This window comes from gamma proteobacterium symbiont of Axiagastus rosmarus, from assembly GCF_059730925.1.
In genome coordinates this window covers 829,669-848,281 of sequence record NZ_AP035925.1, presented here as the reverse complement: position 1 = coordinate 848,281, position 18,613 = coordinate 829,669, and the positions used below count along the sequence as shown (strand labels likewise).

Below are 18,613 nucleotides of genomic sequence, written 5' to 3'. Positions count from 1 at the left end.
CAGGGCAAGTCCCTGCTCAAATCAATCCCGCCTCGCGCCGGGCCTGCTCGCTCTGGGCGAAAGTCTGCATCCCTGCCTGCGCGCCAGTCTGCAACACACCGGGCAGCTGATGCATTTTGCCTTCGCGGATCAGGTTAGCGACCGCCGGCGTCGCCACCAGTACTTCAAACAGGCCAATGCGGCCGCCGGCTTTGGCGGCGACTAAACGCTGCGCCAGCACCGCTTTCAGGCTGCCGGCCAGCTGCGTGCGCACGAGGTTTTTCTCCTCGGCCGGAAACACATCCACCAGCCGGTCCACCGCCTGCGTCGCGCCGCGCGTATGCAGCGTGGCCAGCACCAGATGGCCGGTCTCAGCAGCGGTCAGCGCCAGCCGGATGGTTTCGCTGTCGCGCAGCTCACCCAGCAGGATCACATCCGGATCTTCACGCAGCGCCGCTTTTAATCCGAGCTGAAACGAAGCGCAGTGTGCGCCGATTTCGCGCTGCTGAATCAGCGAACGCTGGCTGTGGTGGACGAACTCGATCGGATCTTCCAGCGTGATAATGTGGCGCGCCTGCTGACGATTGAGGCTATCCACCAGCGCCGCCAGCGTGGTGGATTTGCCGCTGCCGGTCGCGCCGGTGATGAGGATAAGCCCTTCCTCCTGCTGCAGCAACGAGCGCACCACGTCCGGCAGCTGCAGGCGCGCCATATCCGGTGGCTGACTGGCAATCAGCCGCAGCGCCAGCGCCAGTCCGTGACGCTGGCGGAACAGATTGGCGCGCAGCCGGCTGCCGTTGCCGAGCGTGATGGCGAAATCGACGTGACCGCTGCCAGCTAACTCGCTGCGCTGCGCGGCGCTAAGCCACTGCTCGCTAAAGGCCTGCAGCCAGCGCTCAGGCAAGCTGTGCTGTTGCGGTATTGGCTCCAGTACGCCCTGCCGGCGCCAGTGCGGTAAATGTCCGCTGCAAAGGTGCAGATCGGCCGCATTATGCTTTACACTAAGCGCCACAACGTCATCCAAATCCATTTAACTTCTCCTGACTATGACTTCCATTGAGCACAACTTACAGCAAGTGCGCGAGCGTATCGCTGCTGCTGCCGCGCGTTGCGGCCGCGCGCCAGAAGAAATTACGCTGCTTGCAGTGAGCAAAACCAAACCTGCGAGCGCTATCGCAGAAGCCATTGCCGCCGGACAGCGCGCCTTCGGTGAAAATTACGTGCAGGAAGGGGTTGAAAAAGTTGCCGAACTGGCCGCACATCCTGATCTGCAATGGCACTTTATCGGGCCGTTACAATCCAATAAAAGCCGTCTGGTGGCGGAAAACTTTGCCTGGTGCCACACCGTTGACCGCCTGCGTATTGCGCAGCGGCTGAACGATCAGCGTCCGGCCGCGCTGCCGCCGCTCAACGTGTTAATTCAGGTAAATATCAGTGACGAGCACAGCAAATCTGGCATCATGCTGGAGGCCGTCGCCGGGCTGGCACAACAGATTGCCGCCCTGCCGCGTTTGCGCCTGCGTGGACTGATGGCAATTCCGGCACCCGAGCAGGATTACGCGCGCCAGCTGGCGGTGTGCCAGCAGATGGCCAGCGCGTTTCGCGCCTTGCAACAGGACTATCCAGGCGTCGATACGCTTTCTCTGGGAATGAGCGACGATATGGATGCGGCGATTGCCGCAGGCAGTACGATGGTGCGCATCGGCACCGCGGTATTTGGCGCGCGGGATTATGCACGCCCTTCACAACAATAATTGAGGAACCTCATGTTAACACTGACGTTTTTAGTCAAAACGCTGATTGATCTGTACGTGATGGTGCTGCTGCTGCGCATCTGGATGCAGTGGTCACGCTGTGACTTTTACAATCCGCTGGCGCAGTTTGTCGTGAAGATCACCCAGCCGATTGTTAAACCACTGCGCCGCATTTTGCCGGCGCTGGGACCGATTGACACCGCGTCACTGCTGCTGGCATTCGTGCTGACCACGCTGAAATATCCGATTCTGCTGCTGATTCAGGTCGGGGTGTTCTCCGTCGATCCGACCAACCTGCTGGTGGGCCTGCTGTCACTGGTCAAATCCGCCGGCTATCTGGTGTTCTGGGTGATCATCATTCGCTCGCTGATGAGCTGGATCAGCCAGGGACGCGGTGCGATGGACTATGTGCTAATCCAGCTGACCGAACCGCTGATGGCACCGATTCGCCGTATCCTGCCGGCGATGGGCGGCATCGATTTCTCGGCGATGATCGTGATTCTGGTGCTGTATGCGCTGAACTTCCTCGGTATGGACCTGTTCCCGGGTCTCTGGTACCTGCTCTAATTCGTTAATCTGGAACTGTTATGCAAAAAGTTGTGCTCGCCACCGGTAATCCGGGCAAAGTACGTGAACTGGCCGATCTGTTAGCGGCCTTCGGCCTGGATATCGTGGCGCAAACCGAGCTGGGCGTAGAGTCTGCCGAAGAGACCGGGCTGACCTTTATCGAAAACGCCATCCTGAAAGCGCGTCACGCGGCGCAGATCACCGGCCTGCCGGCGATTGCCGATGACTCCGGGCTGGCGGTCGATGCGCTGGGCGGCGCGCCGGGCATTTACTCGGCACGCTATGCCGGCGTTGATGCCAGCGACCAGCAGAATCTCGACAAACTGCTGCAGGCACTGGAGCAGGTGCCGGACGACGAGCGCCAGGCACAGTTCCACTGCGTACTGGTGTACGTGCGTCACGCCGCCGACCCGACGCCGCTGGTGTTCCACGGCAGCTGGGCCGGGGAGATTACCCGCGCGGCCGCCGGTGAAGGCGGTTTCGGTTATGATCCGATCTTCTACGTGCCGGCGCTGGGTAAAACCGCCGCCGAGCTAAGCAAGGATGAAAAGCGTGCCGTGTCGCATCGGGGTAAAGCATTGACGCTACTGCTGGAAGCGATGCGCAATGCCTGAGTTACCACCGTTAAGCCTTTATATCCACATCCCGTGGTGCGTGCAGAAATGTCCGTACTGCGACTTCAACTCGCACGCGCTCAAAGGCGAAGTGCCGCACAGCGAGTATGTGCAGCATCTGCTCAACGATCTTGACCAGGATCTGCCGCTGACCGCCGGGCGCGAAGTGCGCACCATCTTCATTGGCGGCGGCACGCCCAGCCTGCTGAGCAGCGAGGCGATGCAGCAGCTGATGGACGGCGTGCGCGCGCGCCTGCCGCTGGCGGCGGACGCCGAAATCACCATGGAAGCCAATCCGGGCACGGTGGAAGCCGATCGCTTCAGCGGCTATCAGCGGGCGGGCATTAACCGGATTTCGATTGGCGTGCAGAGTTTCAGTCCGCAAAAGCTGACGCGCCTGGGGCGCATCCACGGTCCGGACGAGGCGGTCCGCGCGGCACAGCTGGCGGCCGGTCTCGGCCTGCGCAGCTTTAACCTCGACCTGATGCACGGCCTGCCGGATCAGTCGCTGGAAGAAGCGCTGGACGATTTGCGCCAGGCGATTGCCCTCAACCCGCCGCATCTGTCGTGGTATCAACTGACCATTGAGCCCAACACGCTGTTTGGTTCACGCCCGCCGGTTTTGCCGGATGACGATGCGCTGTGGGATATCTTTGAGCAGGGTCATCAGTTGCTGAGCGCCGCAGGCTATCAGCAGTATGAAACCTCGGCCTACGCCAAACCGGGCTATCGCTGCGAGCATAACCTGAACTACTGGCGCTTCGGTGATTACCTCGGCATCGGCTGTGGTGCGCACGGCAAGCTGACGCAGCCGGACGGGCGCATCGTGCGCACGGTGAAAACCCGTCATCCGCGCGGTTTTATGAAGGGCAACTATCTGGATAAGCAGCATGACGTGCCGGACGAGGACAAGCCGTTCGAGTTCTTTATGAACCGTTTCCGCCTGCTGGAAGCCGCGCCGCGCGCCGACTTTGAGCGCTACACCGGACTGAACGAGGCAGTGATTCGCCCGCAGATCGACGCAGCCATCGCCGCCGGTTATGTGCAGGAACAGCCAGAGCACTGGCAGATCACTGAAAAAGGCAAACTGTTCCTCAATTCGCTGCTGGAGCTGTTCATGTAAATTCAGCGGAGAAGGCACGCGCCTTTTCCGCTGGCAGCCGTACTAAACCGCACGGCTGCATCTGTTACGCTCAGGCGACCATCACCTCATTATTGATTAACAGCGTCGCGCTGTGGTCGAGACTCTCAAACACCTGCCACACTTTGCCACCGCTCTGCTGCGTCCCCTGCTGCTGCCACTGCTGATAAAATTGCGTGCTATCGCTGAGCTGCACCACGTCGCCGGCATCACCATCAATCAGCCAGCTGCGCGTGCGCTCTGGCAGCAGCACATGCTGGTGCGCCTGCTGCAACAGCTGCTGCGCATCCAGCTGCAGCAGATTGTCTCCGGAGCCGGTGAGATCGATATGCTGCAGGCCGCTGATATGCTGCGTCAGCTGCTGATAATCAAGCTGCTGATGTTCTCCTTCCAGCACCAGCGCAGAGAAGCCCTGCAGCGGTTGTCCACTGTGCGCCGCCAGCCACTGCTGCACATCATTCAGATGCAGCTGCGCGCCCTCCTGTTCCTGCGTTTCCGGCAGCGTATGGTGCTGTACCAGGCTCTCGTCTTTGCCCCAGCGCACAGTATCAATAATCCAGCCGACATCGCGCTTCACCAGCACGTTCCAGCACAGCACTTTTTTATAGGTATCCGGATCTTCGCCCGAATGGACGTCAATATAGCTAATCTGCTGGCCCGCCGGAGCCTGCCAGCTAAAGGTGTTCAGGCCCTGCTCAGACCGGCTGGCGCCACCGGGCTGCAGGTATTCGCGCCCCAGCAGCTCGCCGCTGGGGGAGAAGATATCCACGTAGGTATCGCAATTGTGGAGATAGCCATAATTGAACTCCACGTAATTGGTGGCGCCAAAATCAAACTGCACGACCGAATGATCCAGCATCTCAATCGCTTTGCTTTCATAGCCATCTGGCCGGTTCATGATGCCGGTATAGAAACAGTTGTTGGTGGTGCCATGTTTCAGTTCGGTGACTTTCAACCCGCCGTACTGATACACACGGCCGGTTTGCCAGCTGGTATTGGCGCGACAGTTCCAGTTCTCTTCGCCAGAACTGTGCTTTACGCCAGAGTCATAGTTAATCGCCCAGTTGGGCGCATAGTCACTGACGTTACCCGCCACATCGACCGCTTTTACCGTAAAGTTGTTGCTGCCCGGCTGCATGTCGCGGTCCGGGGTAATCTGCCAGCGCCCATCGGCCCCCACCGTCGCGCTGCCGGCTGCCACGCCGTTCTGGTACAGCGTCACCTGACTGTAAGGCTCGGCCTGTCCGGAAAAATCGAGCCGCTTATCGTCGGTGGTCTGGCCCGGCAGCACCGGCTGGATGGTGCCGACGTCATCGATAGCCTGCAGGATGGTGGGCGTGTTGATACGGGTGTCGATGGTCAGCGTCCAGCTGTCGCTCCATTGACTGACGTTGCCGGCTTTATCGCTGCTGCGGCTGCGAAAACGCCAGTCGCCGTCCGGCAGCAGATCCTGCGGCGGCGTCCAGTGCCAGTGGCCGCTGCTGTCGACAGTGGCCGTACCGCCGACAACCCACTTTCCGCCCGGTGCGGCATACTGAATGCGCACCACGCTGCCGGGCTCGGCTTCACCGTGCAGTTCCGGCCGGACATCATCGGTGGGTTGGCCGCGGCCAAACTGGCCCTGATACAGCCCGCGATTGTCGTCGTAATAGCTGAACGTCGGCGTTTCCGGGGTAAGCGTATCGAGATGAAAGGTCCACTTCGGCGACGGCTGACTGCGGTTGTCGGCGCGGTCCTCAGCCTGCGCCGTCAGGTTATAGGTTCCGTCCTGCGGCAGATCGAGCTGCGCCTGCCAGTTGCCCTGCGCATCGGCACGGACAGAGGCGAGAAGTTGATTGCCATTATAGAGATAAACCAGCGCGTTGGCTTCCGCCTGCCCGCGTACCACCGGCTGATCATCGTTGGTATAGCCGTTACGGCGGATGCTGTTACCGTCCTCCACGCCGCCGGCAACGTGATCCTCTATCGCTTCGATGATCGGTCTGGCGGGCGGATGAGTATCGATATTGTAATCCACGCGCGTAGGTGCGCTGTGATTGCCGGCGGCATCCACGGCGGTGAAGGTTAGCTGGTATTCACCATCGGCCATCGGCTGCGGCGGCATCCACTCGAAGTGGCCATTGATCACCGGCACGCGTAGCGGATTGCCACCGTTAACCGTCACGATGACTTCAACGGCGTCCGGCGTTTGTACCGTTCCCTGCCAGCGTTTTTGCGGATCGTTGTACCAGCCGCGTTCGGCAACGATAACCACAGGGGGTGATAAAACCGGGTGTGAACTGGAAGCAGAGGTGTCAGAAAATAACATAAAATTTCCTTAAAAATTAATAATTTCAACAGGCTGAATGCCCGTTGATATAGTTATTAATGCGGAAATTTTGCCGTTATCAGATTCGTCCCGAATCTAAGACAATCTGTTAAATCACGGCTTAAAAGCTGCGGGGATAAAAAAGGCGCCACTGTTCAGAAGAACAATGACGCCGTGATGTTCCGTGCATTCAGCGGCAACGCGGCTGGCTTAGCCCTTTACGTTCTGCATCAGCGTCTTGCGCTGGCTCTCCAGTGCGGTCACCCGGTTACACACTTCATGACCGAAGTTCTGGAAATCCTGCTCCTGATTGTTCCATTCAGTCTGAATCGACTGCTGTAGCCCGCCGAGGTTGCCCATCAGCGCCTGTAGCGGATTGCTGCCGCTGGCGGCCTGTTTGGTGCCCATCTCGTTCAGACTATCCTGCAACACCCCGCCCAGCGTGCTCTGCACCAGCTTCTCGCCGTCGGCGCGCACCTGCTCAATGGCCTGATGATGGAAGGTCAGGCCATCCGGGCGATGCTCGATGATGCGGTTCATCTGCTGCTTGAGCTGGCCGTTCAGCGTGGTCAGGCGATTGCGCACATTGCTGTCCGCCCCGAGTTTTTCGACGATCACTTTATCCAGCGCCACGCGGCCCCGCTCCAGACGGGTGGTTGCGCCGCTGTCGACCCACGGCAGATCGCGACGCAGCGCGTTCTGGTAGTCAATCGCCTGCTGGCGCGTGGCGTTATCGACGCTCACCGCCTTGCCATTGAACTGCACATCGCCCTGCGGCGTGATTTCAAGGTTGCCGTTGCTGCCCACCACCTGCACGCTCTGGGGTTTGATGATCACATCATCCTTTGGATTGACGCTGCACTGATAGTCAGCATGCGCCTGAGCTGCCGCCAGCAGCAGCGCGGCGAGAAGAGCCTTACGAACCATGAAATCTCCTGAGTATTCTGTGCGGGAAAGAGCAAGACAGTTAGCGGTTGTTACCAGGTCACCATAAATGGCGACCCTACAAAGGACCATCCACCGCAGGGTACGCATTTATACGCTTCAGCATGCGGTCCAGGTCGCCATAAATGGCGCCACCGCTAGGGCAATCCCCTGTAGGGTGCGCATTTATGCGCACCAGCATACTGCAATAAAACTTAGTCCCACCAAACGTCGAAGAGTTCAGTGACCTGAATATCGGCGAGATTTTTCTTTTCCAGCCAGTTACGCACCAGCTCGCGGTGCGCGTCGGTGCATTTGCCGGTCTGCTGCAGACACACCAGCCCTTCCCACACCAGATAGCCGCTGCCGTCATAGGCCAGACCATTCGGATCGATCACCTCATTGATGAACTGATCGAGCGTGGCATCCACCTCTTCCTCACTGGTGCCTTCGGCAAAACGCCAGGCAACAGAGAAGCCCAGCTCCTGAAACTCATCAACATGCAACTTTTTACGTAAACGGCGGCTACGTTTTACAGCCATTATTTCACCCTCTCAAACATCAGATCCCATACGCCATGGCCCAGTCGCTGCCCGCGCTGCTCAAATTTGGTTAACGGACGCGTTTCCGGACGCGGCACGTAATTCTGGCTCTCCGACTGATTGCTATAGCCATCGATGCTGCTCATCACTTCCAGCATGTGCGTGGCGTACTCTTCCCAGTCGGTTGCCATGTGGAACACGCCGCCCAGCTTCAGCTTGCGCAGCACCAGCTCGGCAAACGGTACCTGGACAATGCGGCGCTTGTTGTGGCGCGCCTTATGCCATGGATCCGGGAAAAACAGCTGCACCATGCGCAGCGAATTGTCCGGCACCATGTTCTCCAGCACTTCCACCGCATCGTGACACATCACGCGCAGATTCTGCACGCCAGCCTCTTTGGCCGAGGCCAGACAGGCACCGACGCCCGGCGCATGCACTTCAATGCCGAGGAAGTTCTGATGCGGATTGTTCTGCGCCATGGTCACCAGCGAGGCGCCCATGCCAAAACCAATCTCCAGCACCAGCGGCGCTTCGCGGCCAAACAGCGCAACCATGTCCAGCGGCTGCGGCTGATACTCGACGCCCATCTCCGGCCAGTAATTGTCGAGCGCGAGCTGCTGTCCTTTCGTTAAGCGCCCCTGGCGGCGCACAAAACTGCGGATACGGCGTAAAGGCCGCCCGTTCTCATCAAATTCCGGGGTGATGACGTCATTAATCATGTTGAAACCTGCTGGTTAGCCTGTTCAGGGAAACGGGCATTATGCAAAGTTAAGTAACAGAAGCAAGCCTTTGCAATCTTCCGGTTTACACCCTGATGTCTCTGTGCTGGAATTCCTGCCTGATTGTAGAGTAAACACGGAAAATTTCCTTCTTATGATGCAGGCGCCGCAGTTCGCGCAACAGGTGCTGGAGTGGTACCAACGCTTTGGCCGTAAAACTCTGCCGTGGCAGCTGGAGAAAACGCCCTATAAGGTGTGGCTCTCCGAAGTGATGCTGCAGCAGACGCAGGTTGCCACCGTTATTCCCTATTTCGAACGCTTTATGGCGCGCTTCCCCACGGTTGCCGACCTGGCCGCCGCGCCGCTTGATGAAGTGCTGCATCTGTGGACCGGCCTCGGCTATTACGCACGGGCGCGTAACCTGCACAAGGCGGCTAAACAGGTGGTTGAGCTGCACGGCGGCGTATTCCCGCCCCATTTTGATGATGTCGCGGCGCTGCCGGGCGTCGGCCGCTCCACGGCGGGCGCGATTCTGTCGCTGTCGCTTGGCCTGCATTTCCCGATCCTCGACGGCAACGTCAAACGCGTGCTGGCGCGCTGCTATGCGGTGAGCGGCTGGCCGGGCAAAAAAGAGGTGGAGAAGCGGCTGTGGCAGATCAGCGAAGACGTCACGCCAGCGGAAGGCGTCAGCCAGTTTAATCAGGCAATGATGGATCTCGGCGCGTTAGTGTGTACTCGCTCCCGCCCGAAATGCGAAATCTGCCCGCTTAACAGCGGCTGCGCGGCCTATGCACAGGGCAACTGGGCCGATTATCCCGGTAAGAAACCGAAAGTCACGCTGCCAGAGCGCAGCGGCTGGTTCCTGATGCTGCAGCACGGCGACGAGGTGTTTCTGGAACAGCGTCCGCCGGTGGGTTTGTGGGGCGGCCTGTTCTGCTTCCCGCAGTTCAGCAGTGAGCAAGCGCTGACTGACTGGCTGGCGGCGCGCGGCATCACCGCGAAGCCGCAGCAGCTCACCGCGTTTCGTCACACCTTCAGCCATTTCCACTTAGACATTGTGCCTATGTGGCTGGCGTGGCCTTCCTCCGGGTCGCTGATGGATGAAGCCGGCGGTCTCTGGTATAACTTAGCGCAACCACCGTCAGTGGGGCTGGCCGCGCCGGTAGAGCGCCTGCTGCATGAGCTGCGCCATCCCCGGCAGCTTCAACTGCGAACCAGTTTGACCGAAGAGGAAGAGTAATGAGCCGCACTATTTTTTGTACTTATCTGCAACGCGACGCTGAAGGCCAGGACTTTCAGCTCTATCCTGGCGAACTGGGTAAGCGCATCTACAATGAGATTTCCAAAGAAGCCTGGCAGCAGTGGATGTCCAAGCAGACCATGTTGATCAACGAGAAGAAGCTCAACATGATGAACCCGGAAGATCGCAAAGTGCTGGAGAAGGAGATGGTGAATTTCCTGTTCGAAGGCAAAGATGTGCACATTGAAGGTTACACCCCGCCAGAAAAATAAACGTTCAGGGCCTCCCTTTGAGGCCCTCTTTTTCGAGTCAGGCACGCATTCACAATGAATAAAAAACTGATAGCACTGCTGGTCATCGCACCCCTGTTAGTCTCCTGCTCCGGACAAAAAAAATCGCAGTACCATGAAGAGTGGGTTAAGGACACCAACGGTTTTGACATTCTGATGGGGCAGTTTGCCGCCAACATCGAGAATATCTGGGGAATCAATGAGGTTCTGATCGCCGGACCCAAGGACTACGTCAAATACAGCGATAACTATTACACCCGCAGTCACATCAACTTCGACAGCGGTAGCATCACCATTGAGACCATTTCCGGCACCGATCCGATGGCCAGCCTGCGTCAGGCCATCATCACCACGCTGTTGATTGGTGACGATCCGGGCAACGTCGATCTCTACTCCGACGCCAACGATATTCAGATCAGTAAAGAGCCGCTGCTGTACGGCCAGGTGCTGGATAATACCGGTCAGCCGATCCGCTGGCAGGGACGCGCCGGTAACTTTGCTGATTACCTGATCCAGAACAAACTGCAGAAACGCACCTCCGGGCTGCACGTTATCTGGTCGGTGACCATTCCGATGGTGCCTAACCACCTCGACAAGCGTGCGCATAAATATCTGCCGCTGGTGCGCAAAGCGGCCGAACAGTATGGCGTTGATGCCTCGCTGATTCTGGCGATCATGCAGACCGAATCGAGCTTCAACCCCTATGCGGTAAGCAACGCCGATGCGCTGGGTCTGATGCAGGTGGTGCAGCATACTGCCGGGGTCGATGTGTTCCGCATGAAGGGCAAATGGGGTAAACCGAGCCGCAGCTATCTGCTCGATCCGGCCAATAACATTGATGCCGGTACCGCATATCTGTCGCTGCTGCAGAAGAGCTATCTCGGCGGGATTCAGGATCCGCTGTCGCGCCGTTACGCAGTGATCACCGCTTATAACGGCGGGGCGGGCAGCGTGCTGCGCGTGTTCTCCAGCGATAAAGACCGCGCCTTCGCCACCATCAACGGCATGTCACCGAGCCAGGTGTATCAGACGCTGACCACTAACCATCCGTCGGCCGAGTCGCGCCGCTATCTGTACAAAGTGAGCCAGGCACAGCGCAGCTACCACCGTTATTGATTCGCGCTCATCGCCACCTTCTCCCGCCTGCGGGAGAAGGTGGCGTGCGATGGGGGAACAGCCCCCTCCTACAACATCATATTCGCCACTAACCGCTTGTGCCCGCTGTCATCCTCCTCGGTGTAAACCCCCTGCAACTCCGGTGAAAAGCCCGGCAGCAGATTGATACCCGCTTCCAGCGCGAGGAAATAGCGCTGCACTGCCCCGCCCCAGGTTTCTCCTGGCACCACGCACAGCACACCCGGCGGATACGGCAGCGCTCCCTCAGCGGCAATGCGCCCTTCGGCGCTGGCGATCGGCACCAGCTCAACGTCACCGCGAATATACGCCTGATGCGCATCCTGCGGATTGACCTCGACTTTCGGGAAACACGCCTGACGGAACATGTCGCGCTGCAGATCCTTAACGTCGTAGCTGACGTACAAATCGTGCATCTCCTGGCACAGGCGACGCAGCGTGTAGCCCTGATAGCGCTCGACGTGCCTGCGATACACGCTCGGCAGCACTTCGGCCAGCAGCGCATCCTCACGCACGTGCTGTTCAAACTGCTCCAGCATCGCCACCAGATGCGCCATTTTTTCCGGCGTTTCCGCTGGGGTCAGCAGGAACAGGATTGAGTTGAGATCGCACTTCTCCGGCACGATACCGTTCTCGCGCAGATAGTTGGCGAGGATGGTAGCCGGAATGCCAAAGCGGGTGTATTCGCCGCTGGTGGCATCGATGCCTGGCGTGGTGAGCAGCAGTTTGCACGGGTCCACCAGATACTGTCCGGCATCGTAACCGGCAAAACCGTGCCACTTCGCGCCCGGTTCGAAGCTGAAATACGCCGGATCGGCGGCGATGGTGGCGGTTTCTGCCGCCTGCCATGGCTTGCCGTGCACCTGCTCCGGCAGGAAAGGCTGAATCAGGCTGCAGCGCTCGAGGATCGCTTTGCGTGCCTCAATGCCCAGCGTGACGCAGTCGTGCCACATGCTGCGCCCCGCTTCGCCCTGATGCATTCTGGCGTTGATATCCAGCGCAGCGAACAGCGGATAGAACGGGCTGGTTGAGGCGTGCAGCATAAACGCGTTGTTCAGCCGCTTGTGTGGGCAGAAGCGCTTCTGGCCGCGAATATGGTTATCTTTCTTGTGAATCTGCGAAGTCTGCGAGAAGCCCGCCAGCTGCTTATGCACCGACTGGGTGACAAAGATCCCCGGATCGTTCTCGTTAAGCTCCAGCGTCAGCGGCGAGCAGCCGGCCATCAGCGGAATAAACTGCTCATAACCCAGCCATGCCGAATCAAACAGAATGTAGTCACACAGATGCCCGATGCGATCCACCACCTGGCGCGCGTTGTATACCGTGCCATCGTAGGTGCCAAGCTGGATGATCGCCAGCCGGAACGGGCGCGGCTGATCCGCACGCTGTGGCGTGACCTGGCGCACCTGCTCGCGCAGATACGTCTCGTCGAAACAGTGCGCATCGATGCCGCCAATAAAGCCAAACGGGTTACGCGCCGCTTCCAGATAAACCGGCGTGGCGCCTGCCTGGATCAGCGCACCGTGGTGGTTAGATTTATGGTTATTGCGGTCAAACAACACCAGATCGCCGCGCGTCAGCAGCGCATTGGTCACCACTTTGTTGGCGCTGGAGGTGCCGTTCAGCACGAAGTAGGTTTTATCGGCGTTGAACACGCGCGCGGCATATTTCTGCGCATCCTTGGCCGAGCCTTCGTGGATCAGTAAATCGCCCAGCTTCACGTCCGCGTTACACATATCGGAGCGAAAGACGTTCTCGCCGTAGAACTCATAAAACTGACGTCCGGCCGGATGGCGGCGGAAAAACGCCCCGCCCTGATGGCCCGGACAGGCAAAGGTGCTGTTCTGCATATCGACATAGCGCGTCAGGGTGTCGAAAAACGGCGGCAGCAGTTCCGCCTCGTACGCCTGCGCCGCCTGCTCCAGCGCCTGCCACTCTTCCGCTGCGCCGTTGATCTCTCCGGTCACGCCCGGCAGCGTCAGCACCGCGTCATCAAAGGCGTTCGCGACAAACACCGGCAGATTGAAGCCAGTCTGGCGTAGCAGCGTCAGCACGCCGCTGCGTGTATCGGCCAGCGAGACCACTACCGCGGCTACGTCGGTGAAATCGGTATTATCCAGCGTTACCACGTCGCGCGCGGTGTTGAGACTCAGGCTTGGCGCTACCGCTACGCTGGCAGCAATTTTCAATGGGTTCATAACACAAATCCCCGTAATGAAGGATGAGTGGGTGCCAGAGGCACAGCAATGAGGAAATTTCCCCGGCGAATAACGTCCGGCGGCCGCAACCGATAGACATCAGTAAAGCCAGATCGCGTCTGTCTTTACTCATATCCAACAGCGAACGGGGCGTAGCCTCACCGCATGGTGAGCGGGAAATGCGAACAACAGATGACAGAGGCGCGCTTGTCATGAAGCGCACGGCGACAAGTGCAGATGTGCATTGTACCGGACATGGCGGCGTCCTCAGCGATGAAGATGGGGAATAAATTCGGGCGACATGATGGCATCTTTTTTTACCGGGAACAACCAATCAGGGCGGAATTTTGATGCAGAACGCCAACGCGCTACTTCATTGATTTACATGAACAATAGTTAAGGCGTCTATTTTTAACTGCCTGAATAGTCGAAGGTTATGCAAAGTTATGCAGAATGTAACGCCGGTGCGATAGCGACCGCCTGCCGCGCCCATCCGCCTGGCACTCCCTGCGGCAGAAGCGTACTATGGAGCGCACTTCTCCCAACCAGCCGGAGGCTGCATGTTCAAGGCACTGGTCATTGAAAATGATGAACAGGGATACCGCACATCCCTGCAGGATCTGTCAGAACAACAATTGCCCGATCAGGATGTTACCCTCGAAGTAAGTTACTCCACCCTCAACTACAAAGACGCGCTGGCCATCTGCAATAAAGGGCCGATTGTGCGCCAGTTTCCCATGGTGCCGGGCATCGATTTTGTTGGCCGGGTGATCCACAGCCGTCATCCGGAGTGGCAGCAGGACGATGTTGCGCTGCTCACCGGCTGGGGCGTGGGTGAAAAACACTGGGGCGGGCTGGCGCAGAAAGCCAGCGTCTCCGGCGACTGGCTGGTCAAGGTCCCGGCGGCGCTCAACCCGCTGCAAACCATGGCGATTGGTACCGCCGGCTTTACCGCAATGCTGTGCGTGCTGGCGCTGGAAAAACAGGGCATCACACCGCAGCACGGTCCGGTACTGGTTACCGGTGCCAGCGGCGGCGTGGGCAGCTTCAGCGTGAGCCTGCTGGCGCGTCTCGGCTATGAGGTGGTGGCATCCAGCGGCCGCGCCAGCGACAGCGCCTACCTGCTCGATACGCTCGGCGCCTCCGCGATTATCGACCGTAACGAACTGAGCGCGCCCGGCAAACCGCTGGCGAAAGAGCGCTGGGCCGCCGCGATCGATAGCGTCGGCAGCCACACGCTGGCCAATGTGTTAGCCGGGATCCAGCGCGACGGCGTGGTCGCCGCCTGCGGCATGGCGCAGGGCCTCGATCTGCCCACCAGCGTTGCGCCGTTTATTCTGCGCGGTGTTACGCTGGCCGGCGTGGACAGCGTGATGTGCGCCAAACCGCTGCGTCAGCAGGCGTGGCAGCGTCTGGCGGAGCTGGTTGACGGCGCGCTGCTGGAGCAAATGACCAAAGTGATTCCACTGAGCGAGGCGCGCGCAGGCGCAGAACAGCTGCTGGCAGGCCAGGTGCGTGGGCGGCTGATTGTCGATTGCCGCCAGGCGCCCTGACCCGGTGCAGGGTGCCGTTATGGCCGCAGCTGTATCTGCGGCCGATCCTGCGCTGGCGGCGTAACCACCTGCAGGTCGGCCTGATACCAGCGCGTCAGGATCGGTTCGGTCATTACCGCGTGCGGCGTGCCCTGCGCCACCAGCTGGCCGTGGTGTAACAACAACACCCGATCCGACCACAGTGAGGCCAGATTCAAATCGTGCAGCACCGCGCAGACGCTAAAACGGCCATTGCGCGTCAGCCGGTGCAGCAGGCGCAGAGTGGACTGCTGCCAGTAGAGATCGAGCGCGGAGGTGGGTTCATCCAGCAACAGCCAGCCGCGCGGGCCGTCGTCATGCCACAGCTGCGCCAGCACCCGGGCCAGCTGCACGCGCTGCTGCTCCCCGCCCGACAGCGACCGATAGTCGCGCTGCGCCAGCGGCGCGCTGCCGGTTAACTGCATCACCTCCTGCACCACCGCCTGGCAGTTACCGGCCGGCCAGGGTGCGCGCCCCATCGCCACCACGTCGGCAGCCGGCAGCGGAAAGGTGACGCTGTTTTGCTGGCGCATCACCGCGCGGCGCTGCGCCAGCGGTTCGCGTGGCCAGGCCGCCAGTGGACGATCGCCCAGCCAGCATTCGCCGGCGTCCGCGTGCAGAAAGCCGGTCAGCAGCCGCAGCAGCGTCGACTTACCGGCACCGTTAGGACCGATCAGGGCAACCATTTCGCCCGGCGGCAGCGTCAGGGAGACATCATCGATTAAGGTACGCGTTCCCCGGCAAAACCGCAGGCCGCGCGCCTGCAACTGCTCACTCATTCAGCCCCCCTTTGCTGGCGCAGAATCTGCCATAGGAACCACGGCCCGCCCAGCAGACTGGTTAGCAGCCCGACCGGCATTTCGGCCGGAATCACCACGGTGCGCGCCAGCGTATCCGCCAGCAACAGCAGAATCGCTCCCGCCAGCGCCGCGCCCGGCAGCAGCCAGCGGTGGTCACTGCCGAGACAAAAACGCATCACGTGCGGCACCACCAGCCCGACAAAACCGATAATGCCGCTGACCGCCACCGCCGTGCCCACCAGCAGCGCACTCAGCACCAGCAGCTGGCGCTGCGTGCGTTTAACATCGACGCCCATATAGTGCGCGTCCTCTTCGCCCAGCTGCAGCAGATTGAGGCGACGCGCGCGCGTCTGCACCAGCAGCAGCGCCGGAACGATCAGCAGCGCACACACCAGCAGGCTCGGCCACTGGGCACCCGTCAGGCTGCCCATGCCCCACAGCGACAGCTGACGCAGCTGCTGGTCGTTGCTCAGCCACGACAGCACGCCAACCGCCGCGCCGCATAGCGCATTAATCGCAATGCCCACCAGCAGCAGGCGCGCCAGCTGGCCCTGCGCCAGCCGGCTAAAGCTGAAGATCAGCAGCGTCACTACCAGGCTGCCGGCAAACGCTGCCAGCGAGGGCAGCCACAGCGTCAGCAACGGCGGCAGGCTGACCGGCAACACCACTGAGAGCGCCACCGCCAGCCCGGCACCGCTGCTGATACCCAGCAGTCCGGGATCGGCCAGCGGATTACGAAACAGCCCCTGCATCACCGCGCCGGACACCGCCAGCGCCATGCCAGTCAGCACCGCCAGCAATACGCGCGGCAGGCGAATTGTGAGCCAGATTTGCCAGGCCAGATCGCTGAGCGGCGCCTGCCACAACGTGCGCAGCGACAGCGGCATCGCGCCGAGGTTGGCCGCCAACAGCATGCACACCAGCATGCTGATACTCATTAACATCAGCCAGCGCATCATCAGGCGGTTAATCATGCTGCACGGCTTCCGCCGCATGGCGCAGACGCAAAATCGCGCCCGGCGTATCGAGGCCGAAACTCAGCAGCGCCATCTCATCAATCACCAGCAGCGCGTGATGCTGGCCGGCCGGCGTCAGCTCCAGGCCCGGCAGCGCCCACACCGCCTGTTCGCCTCCCAGCGTGCGCAGCCCTTCTTCGCCGACCACCACCAAATCCGGTGCTGCCGCCACGACGCCCTCCTGCGACAGCTGCTGATAATGCGGCACCGCGCCCATGGCATTAACCAGGCCGGCAGCGCGAATTGCGCCGTCAGCGCCGGTCTGCGCACCAGCCGCCTGGGTGCGTAAGCCGCCGTGCGCCATGATAAACAGCACTTTCACCGGCAGCGGCTGCTGCGGTAGCTGCGCACGCTGTTTGTTGACCTTGTCGATCAACGCGCGGGCCGCCTGTTCACGCTGCAGCGCGTTGCCAATGGTGGCGATTTTGTCCGTGATGGCATCAAGGCGGTTATCCCCACTGACCTCCACCACCGTTACCCCGGCGTCCGCCACCTGCTGTAACACCAGCGACGGTTTAGCCAGCGCGCTGGCCAGTACCAGCGTCGGTTTCAGTGCCAGAATGCCTTCCGCGTTGAGCTGGCGCATATAACCGATATCCGGCAGCCTGGTGGCCGCCGCCGGATGCTGGCTGGTGCTGTCGCGCGCCACCAGCTGCGCCTGCGCATCCAGCGCATAGACGATCTGCGTTACATCGCCCCCGATAGTAATGATGCGCTGCGCCGCCCACGCCGGCAGCGTCAGCACAGCAAGCAGTGTCAGGATCAGCGCTTTCATGCGGCGGCTCCTGTCGGCGTCAGCGCCATCACCTGCTCGCGCCAGCGTGCCTGTTCCGGCGTGCCCTCGCTGCGCTGGCCGTACAGCTGGGCAATCTGCGTGCCATCGGCAGCGAACAGCTCCAGACTGGTAACGAAGCCATCGCCGCCCGGCTTGCGCGTCACCCAGCTCTCGTGAATGCGATCCGCCATCAGATGCAGCGTGAACGTGGGATTAAAAACGTTAATCCAGTTATCCAGCGGCACCACTTTCCCGATAGTGCCGGTAAAGATCTGGGTACAGCCGCGATTGCCGACGAAAATCATGATTTCATTGCCATCCTGCTGTACCTGGGCCAGCAACGTTGCCAGCGCGGTGTTGCTCACCTGACGCGCTAAATCATCCGGCACCGCGCGAAACGCCTGCGGCCGCGAGAGATGGTGACGCTTCAGCAGGCCAAAGAACTGATGCACATCGGTCATGGCACGCCACTCCGCTTCGACAGTGCCGGCATCCACCCTGTCGCTGAACGGCGTGGCGCTGACCGGCTGCGGCTGCAGCTGCAGCTGAGGCGCGTGCGCCAGCCGGAAGCGCTCAATCAACGCCTGCCACGCCGGCATCTCCGTTTGCGCGGTGGTGTAAATTTTCAGCACCGCATCAGCGTGACGATCGAAAATCTGTATGCTCTGTCGTTCGCCGTGCGCGGTCTGCTCGTGCAGGAAGAAAGCACTGTGCCACTGCGCGGGAAACAGACGCTGGTCGAGCGCACGCGGATTAAGCACCAGCCCGCCATGTTCGCCGAGATGCAGATTGCTGTAGGTTCCCACCTGTTCGTGCACCGCCCAGGCATTGCGCGTAATACTTTTGGTCTCACCCACTGCCGCCAGCGCCGTCAGCAGCGCCGGAAAATCGGCGCGCAGCGGCTGCGCGTCGTGGCCCACGCGCGCTTCGCACAGCTGTGCTTCCCCTATGCCCATCAGCGCGGCTAAATCACGCGCGTACATTTTTGGCTGCTGGCCTTTCAGCGCCAGATAGTGTTGATAGCGTTGATGCATTGCGCTT

Annotated in this window: 18 protein-coding genes; 8 read left to right on the top strand and 10 right to left on the bottom strand. The window is 60.4% G+C overall.

Features of this window, described 5'->3' with window-relative positions:
* Positions 1–16: 16 nt before the first annotated feature.
* A complete protein-coding gene (locus AC6I8F_RS03975; protein WP_498028551.1) occupies positions 17–1,009 on the bottom strand; it encodes a type IV pilus twitching motility protein PilT in 993 nt (330 codons plus the stop codon).
* A 16-nt stretch (positions 1,010–1,025) separates the two neighbouring features.
* Between AC6I8F_RS03975 and AC6I8F_RS03970 the strand changes: the two genes are divergently transcribed.
* From AC6I8F_RS03970 to hemW, 4 genes are read left to right on the top strand one after another with little or no spacing between them, the layout of a single operon-like run.
* Positions 1,026–1,733 (top strand): YggS family pyridoxal phosphate-dependent enzyme, encoded by a 708-nt coding sequence (locus AC6I8F_RS03970; RefSeq protein WP_021506627.1) that lies wholly within the window; start codon positions 1,026–1,028, stop codon positions 1,731–1,733.
* Positions 1,734–1,745: 12 nt separating this feature from the next.
* Positions 1,746–2,300: a YggT family protein gene (locus AC6I8F_RS03965; RefSeq protein WP_021506626.1), complete on the top strand. Its 555-nt coding sequence runs from the start codon at positions 1,746–1,748 to the stop codon at positions 2,298–2,300.
* A gap of 20 nt (positions 2,301–2,320) precedes the next feature.
* The gene (locus AC6I8F_RS03960; RefSeq protein ID WP_021506625.1) at positions 2,321–2,914 is read left to right on the top strand and encodes an XTP/dITP diphosphatase; all 594 of its coding nucleotides are present in this window, start codon (positions 2,321–2,323) and stop codon (positions 2,912–2,914) included.
* A complete protein-coding gene (gene hemW, locus AC6I8F_RS03955; RefSeq protein ID WP_021506624.1) occupies positions 2,907–4,037 on the top strand; it encodes a radical SAM family heme chaperone HemW in 1,131 nt (376 codons plus the stop codon). The genes AC6I8F_RS03960 and hemW overlap by 8 nt, the downstream gene beginning before the upstream one ends.
* Positions 4,038–4,107: 70 nt before the next feature.
* On the opposite strand, the gene AC6I8F_RS03950 is transcribed toward hemW, so the two are convergent.
* From AC6I8F_RS03950 to trmB, 4 genes are all read right to left on the bottom strand, one after another.
* Positions 4,108–6,363 (bottom strand): Ig-like domain-containing protein, encoded by a 2,256-nt coding sequence (locus AC6I8F_RS03950; protein WP_498028550.1) that lies wholly within the window; start codon positions 6,361–6,363, stop codon positions 4,108–4,110.
* Between the two features lie 210 nt (positions 6,364–6,573).
* Positions 6,574–7,290, bottom strand: a complete 717-nt coding sequence (locus tag AC6I8F_RS03945; RefSeq protein ID WP_104188379.1) for a YggN family protein — start codon at positions 7,288–7,290, stop codon at positions 6,574–6,576.
* Between the two features lie 212 nt (positions 7,291–7,502).
* Complete coding sequence (locus tag AC6I8F_RS03940) at positions 7,503–7,829, bottom strand: YggL family protein (RefSeq protein ID WP_021313105.1); 327 nt, start codon at positions 7,827–7,829, stop codon at positions 7,503–7,505.
* Positions 7,829–8,548: a tRNA (guanosine(46)-N7)-methyltransferase TrmB gene (gene trmB / locus AC6I8F_RS03935; RefSeq protein ID WP_021506621.1), complete on the bottom strand. Its 720-nt coding sequence runs from the start codon at positions 8,546–8,548 to the stop codon at positions 7,829–7,831. Before trmB ends, AC6I8F_RS03940 begins: the two co-directional genes overlap by 1 nt.
* 154 nt (positions 8,549–8,702) lie before the next feature.
* Between trmB and mutY the strand changes: the two genes are divergently transcribed.
* The 3 genes from mutY to mltC are packed head-to-tail and all read left to right on the top strand — an operon-like array spanning position 8,703 to position 11,194.
* Complete coding sequence (mutY, locus tag AC6I8F_RS03930) at positions 8,703–9,788, top strand: A/G-specific adenine glycosylase (protein WP_498028549.1); 1,086 nt, start codon at positions 8,703–8,705, stop codon at positions 9,786–9,788.
* The gene (locus AC6I8F_RS03925) at positions 9,788–10,060 is read left to right on the top strand and encodes an oxidative damage protection protein (protein WP_010617014.1); all 273 of its coding nucleotides are present in this window, start codon (positions 9,788–9,790) and stop codon (positions 10,058–10,060) included. Before mutY ends, AC6I8F_RS03925 begins: the two co-directional genes overlap by 1 nt.
* 54 nt (positions 10,061–10,114) lie before the next feature.
* Complete coding sequence (gene mltC, locus AC6I8F_RS03920; protein WP_021506619.1) at positions 10,115–11,194, top strand: membrane-bound lytic murein transglycosylase MltC; 1,080 nt, start codon at positions 10,115–10,117, stop codon at positions 11,192–11,194.
* 68 nt (positions 11,195–11,262) lie between these two features.
* On the opposite strand, the gene AC6I8F_RS03915 is transcribed toward mltC, so the two are convergent.
* Positions 11,263–13,410 (bottom strand): ornithine decarboxylase, encoded by a 2,148-nt coding sequence (locus tag AC6I8F_RS03915; protein ID WP_150059346.1) that lies wholly within the window; start codon positions 13,408–13,410, stop codon positions 11,263–11,265.
* 560 nt (positions 13,411–13,970) lie between these two features.
* Here AC6I8F_RS03915 and acuI point away from each other — a divergent pair.
* Positions 13,971–14,963 carry an acrylyl-CoA reductase (NADPH) gene (acuI, locus tag AC6I8F_RS03910; protein WP_275028147.1) on the top strand — a complete coding sequence of 331 codons (993 nt, stop codon included), beginning with the start codon at positions 13,971–13,973 and terminating at the stop codon, positions 14,961–14,963.
* Between the two features lie 17 nt (positions 14,964–14,980).
* Here the strand turns inward: acuI and AC6I8F_RS03905 are convergent, their stop codons facing one another.
* Genes AC6I8F_RS03905 through AC6I8F_RS03890 form a run of 4 tightly spaced genes read right to left on the bottom strand, consistent with a single transcriptional unit; the run spans position 14,981 to position 18,606 of the window.
* On the bottom strand, positions 14,981–15,760 hold the full coding sequence (locus AC6I8F_RS03905) for a heme ABC transporter ATP-binding protein (protein ID WP_498028548.1): 780 nt from the start codon (positions 15,758–15,760) through the stop codon (positions 14,981–14,983).
* A complete protein-coding gene (locus tag AC6I8F_RS03900) occupies positions 15,757–16,755 on the bottom strand; it encodes a FecCD family ABC transporter permease (protein ID WP_498028547.1) in 999 nt (332 codons plus the stop codon). Before AC6I8F_RS03900 ends, AC6I8F_RS03905 begins: the two co-directional genes overlap by 4 nt.
* Positions 16,748–17,572 carry a heme/hemin ABC transporter substrate-binding protein gene (locus AC6I8F_RS03895; RefSeq protein WP_127834538.1) on the bottom strand — a complete coding sequence of 275 codons (825 nt, stop codon included), beginning with the start codon at positions 17,570–17,572 and terminating at the stop codon, positions 16,748–16,750. The genes AC6I8F_RS03900 and AC6I8F_RS03895 overlap by 8 nt, the downstream gene beginning before the upstream one ends.
* The gene (locus AC6I8F_RS03890; protein ID WP_058781611.1) at positions 17,569–18,606 is read right to left on the bottom strand and encodes a hemin-degrading factor; all 1,038 of its coding nucleotides are present in this window, start codon (positions 18,604–18,606) and stop codon (positions 17,569–17,571) included. Before AC6I8F_RS03890 ends, AC6I8F_RS03895 begins: the two co-directional genes overlap by 4 nt.
* Between the last annotated feature and the right edge of the window lie 7 nt (positions 18,607–18,613).

Excerpts from the sequence above, each read along its gene's own strand:
- trmB (WP_021506621.1), bottom strand. The coding sequence starts at position 8,548 with ATGATTAATGACGTCATCACCCCGGAATTTGATGAGAACGGGCGGCCT.
- mutY (WP_498028549.1), top strand. The coding sequence starts at position 8,703 with ATGATGCAGGCGCCGCAGTTCGCGCAACAGGTGCTGGAGTGGTACCAA.
- AC6I8F_RS03925 (WP_010617014.1), top strand. The coding sequence starts at position 9,788 with ATGAGCCGCACTATTTTTTGTACTTATCTGCAACGCGACGCTGAAGGC.
- AC6I8F_RS03965 (WP_021506626.1), top strand. The coding sequence starts at position 1,746 with ATGTTAACACTGACGTTTTTAGTCAAAACGCTGATTGATCTGTACGTG.
- AC6I8F_RS03895 (WP_127834538.1), bottom strand. The coding sequence starts at position 17,572 with ATGAAAGCGCTGATCCTGACACTGCTTGCTGTGCTGACGCTGCCGGCG.
- AC6I8F_RS03975 (WP_498028551.1), bottom strand. The coding sequence starts at position 1,009 with ATGGATTTGGATGACGTTGTGGCGCTTAGTGTAAAGCATAATGCGGCC.
- AC6I8F_RS03915 (WP_150059346.1), bottom strand. The coding sequence starts at position 13,410 with ATGAACCCATTGAAAATTGCTGCCAGCGTAGCGGTAGCGCCAAGCCTG.
- AC6I8F_RS03950 (WP_498028550.1), bottom strand. The coding sequence starts at position 6,363 with ATGTTATTTTCTGACACCTCTGCTTCCAGTTCACACCCGGTTTTATCA.
- AC6I8F_RS03970 (WP_021506627.1), top strand. The coding sequence starts at position 1,026 with ATGACTTCCATTGAGCACAACTTACAGCAAGTGCGCGAGCGTATCGCT.
- AC6I8F_RS03940 (WP_021313105.1), bottom strand. The coding sequence starts at position 7,829 with ATGGCTGTAAAACGTAGCCGCCGTTTACGTAAAAAGTTGCATGTTGAT.
- AC6I8F_RS03905 (WP_498028548.1), bottom strand. The coding sequence starts at position 15,760 with ATGAGTGAGCAGTTGCAGGCGCGCGGCCTGCGGTTTTGCCGGGGAACG.
- AC6I8F_RS03960 (WP_021506625.1), top strand. The coding sequence starts at position 2,321 with ATGCAAAAAGTTGTGCTCGCCACCGGTAATCCGGGCAAAGTACGTGAA.
- acuI (WP_275028147.1), top strand. The coding sequence starts at position 13,971 with ATGTTCAAGGCACTGGTCATTGAAAATGATGAACAGGGATACCGCACA.
- hemW (WP_021506624.1), top strand. The coding sequence starts at position 2,907 with ATGCCTGAGTTACCACCGTTAAGCCTTTATATCCACATCCCGTGGTGC.
- AC6I8F_RS03945 (WP_104188379.1), bottom strand. The coding sequence starts at position 7,290 with ATGGTTCGTAAGGCTCTTCTCGCCGCGCTGCTGCTGGCGGCAGCTCAG.
- AC6I8F_RS03900 (WP_498028547.1), bottom strand. The coding sequence starts at position 16,755 with ATGATTAACCGCCTGATGATGCGCTGGCTGATGTTAATGAGTATCAGC.
- mltC (WP_021506619.1), top strand. The coding sequence starts at position 10,115 with ATGAATAAAAAACTGATAGCACTGCTGGTCATCGCACCCCTGTTAGTC.
- AC6I8F_RS03890 (WP_058781611.1), bottom strand. The coding sequence starts at position 18,606 with ATGCATCAACGCTATCAACACTATCTGGCGCTGAAAGGCCAGCAGCCA.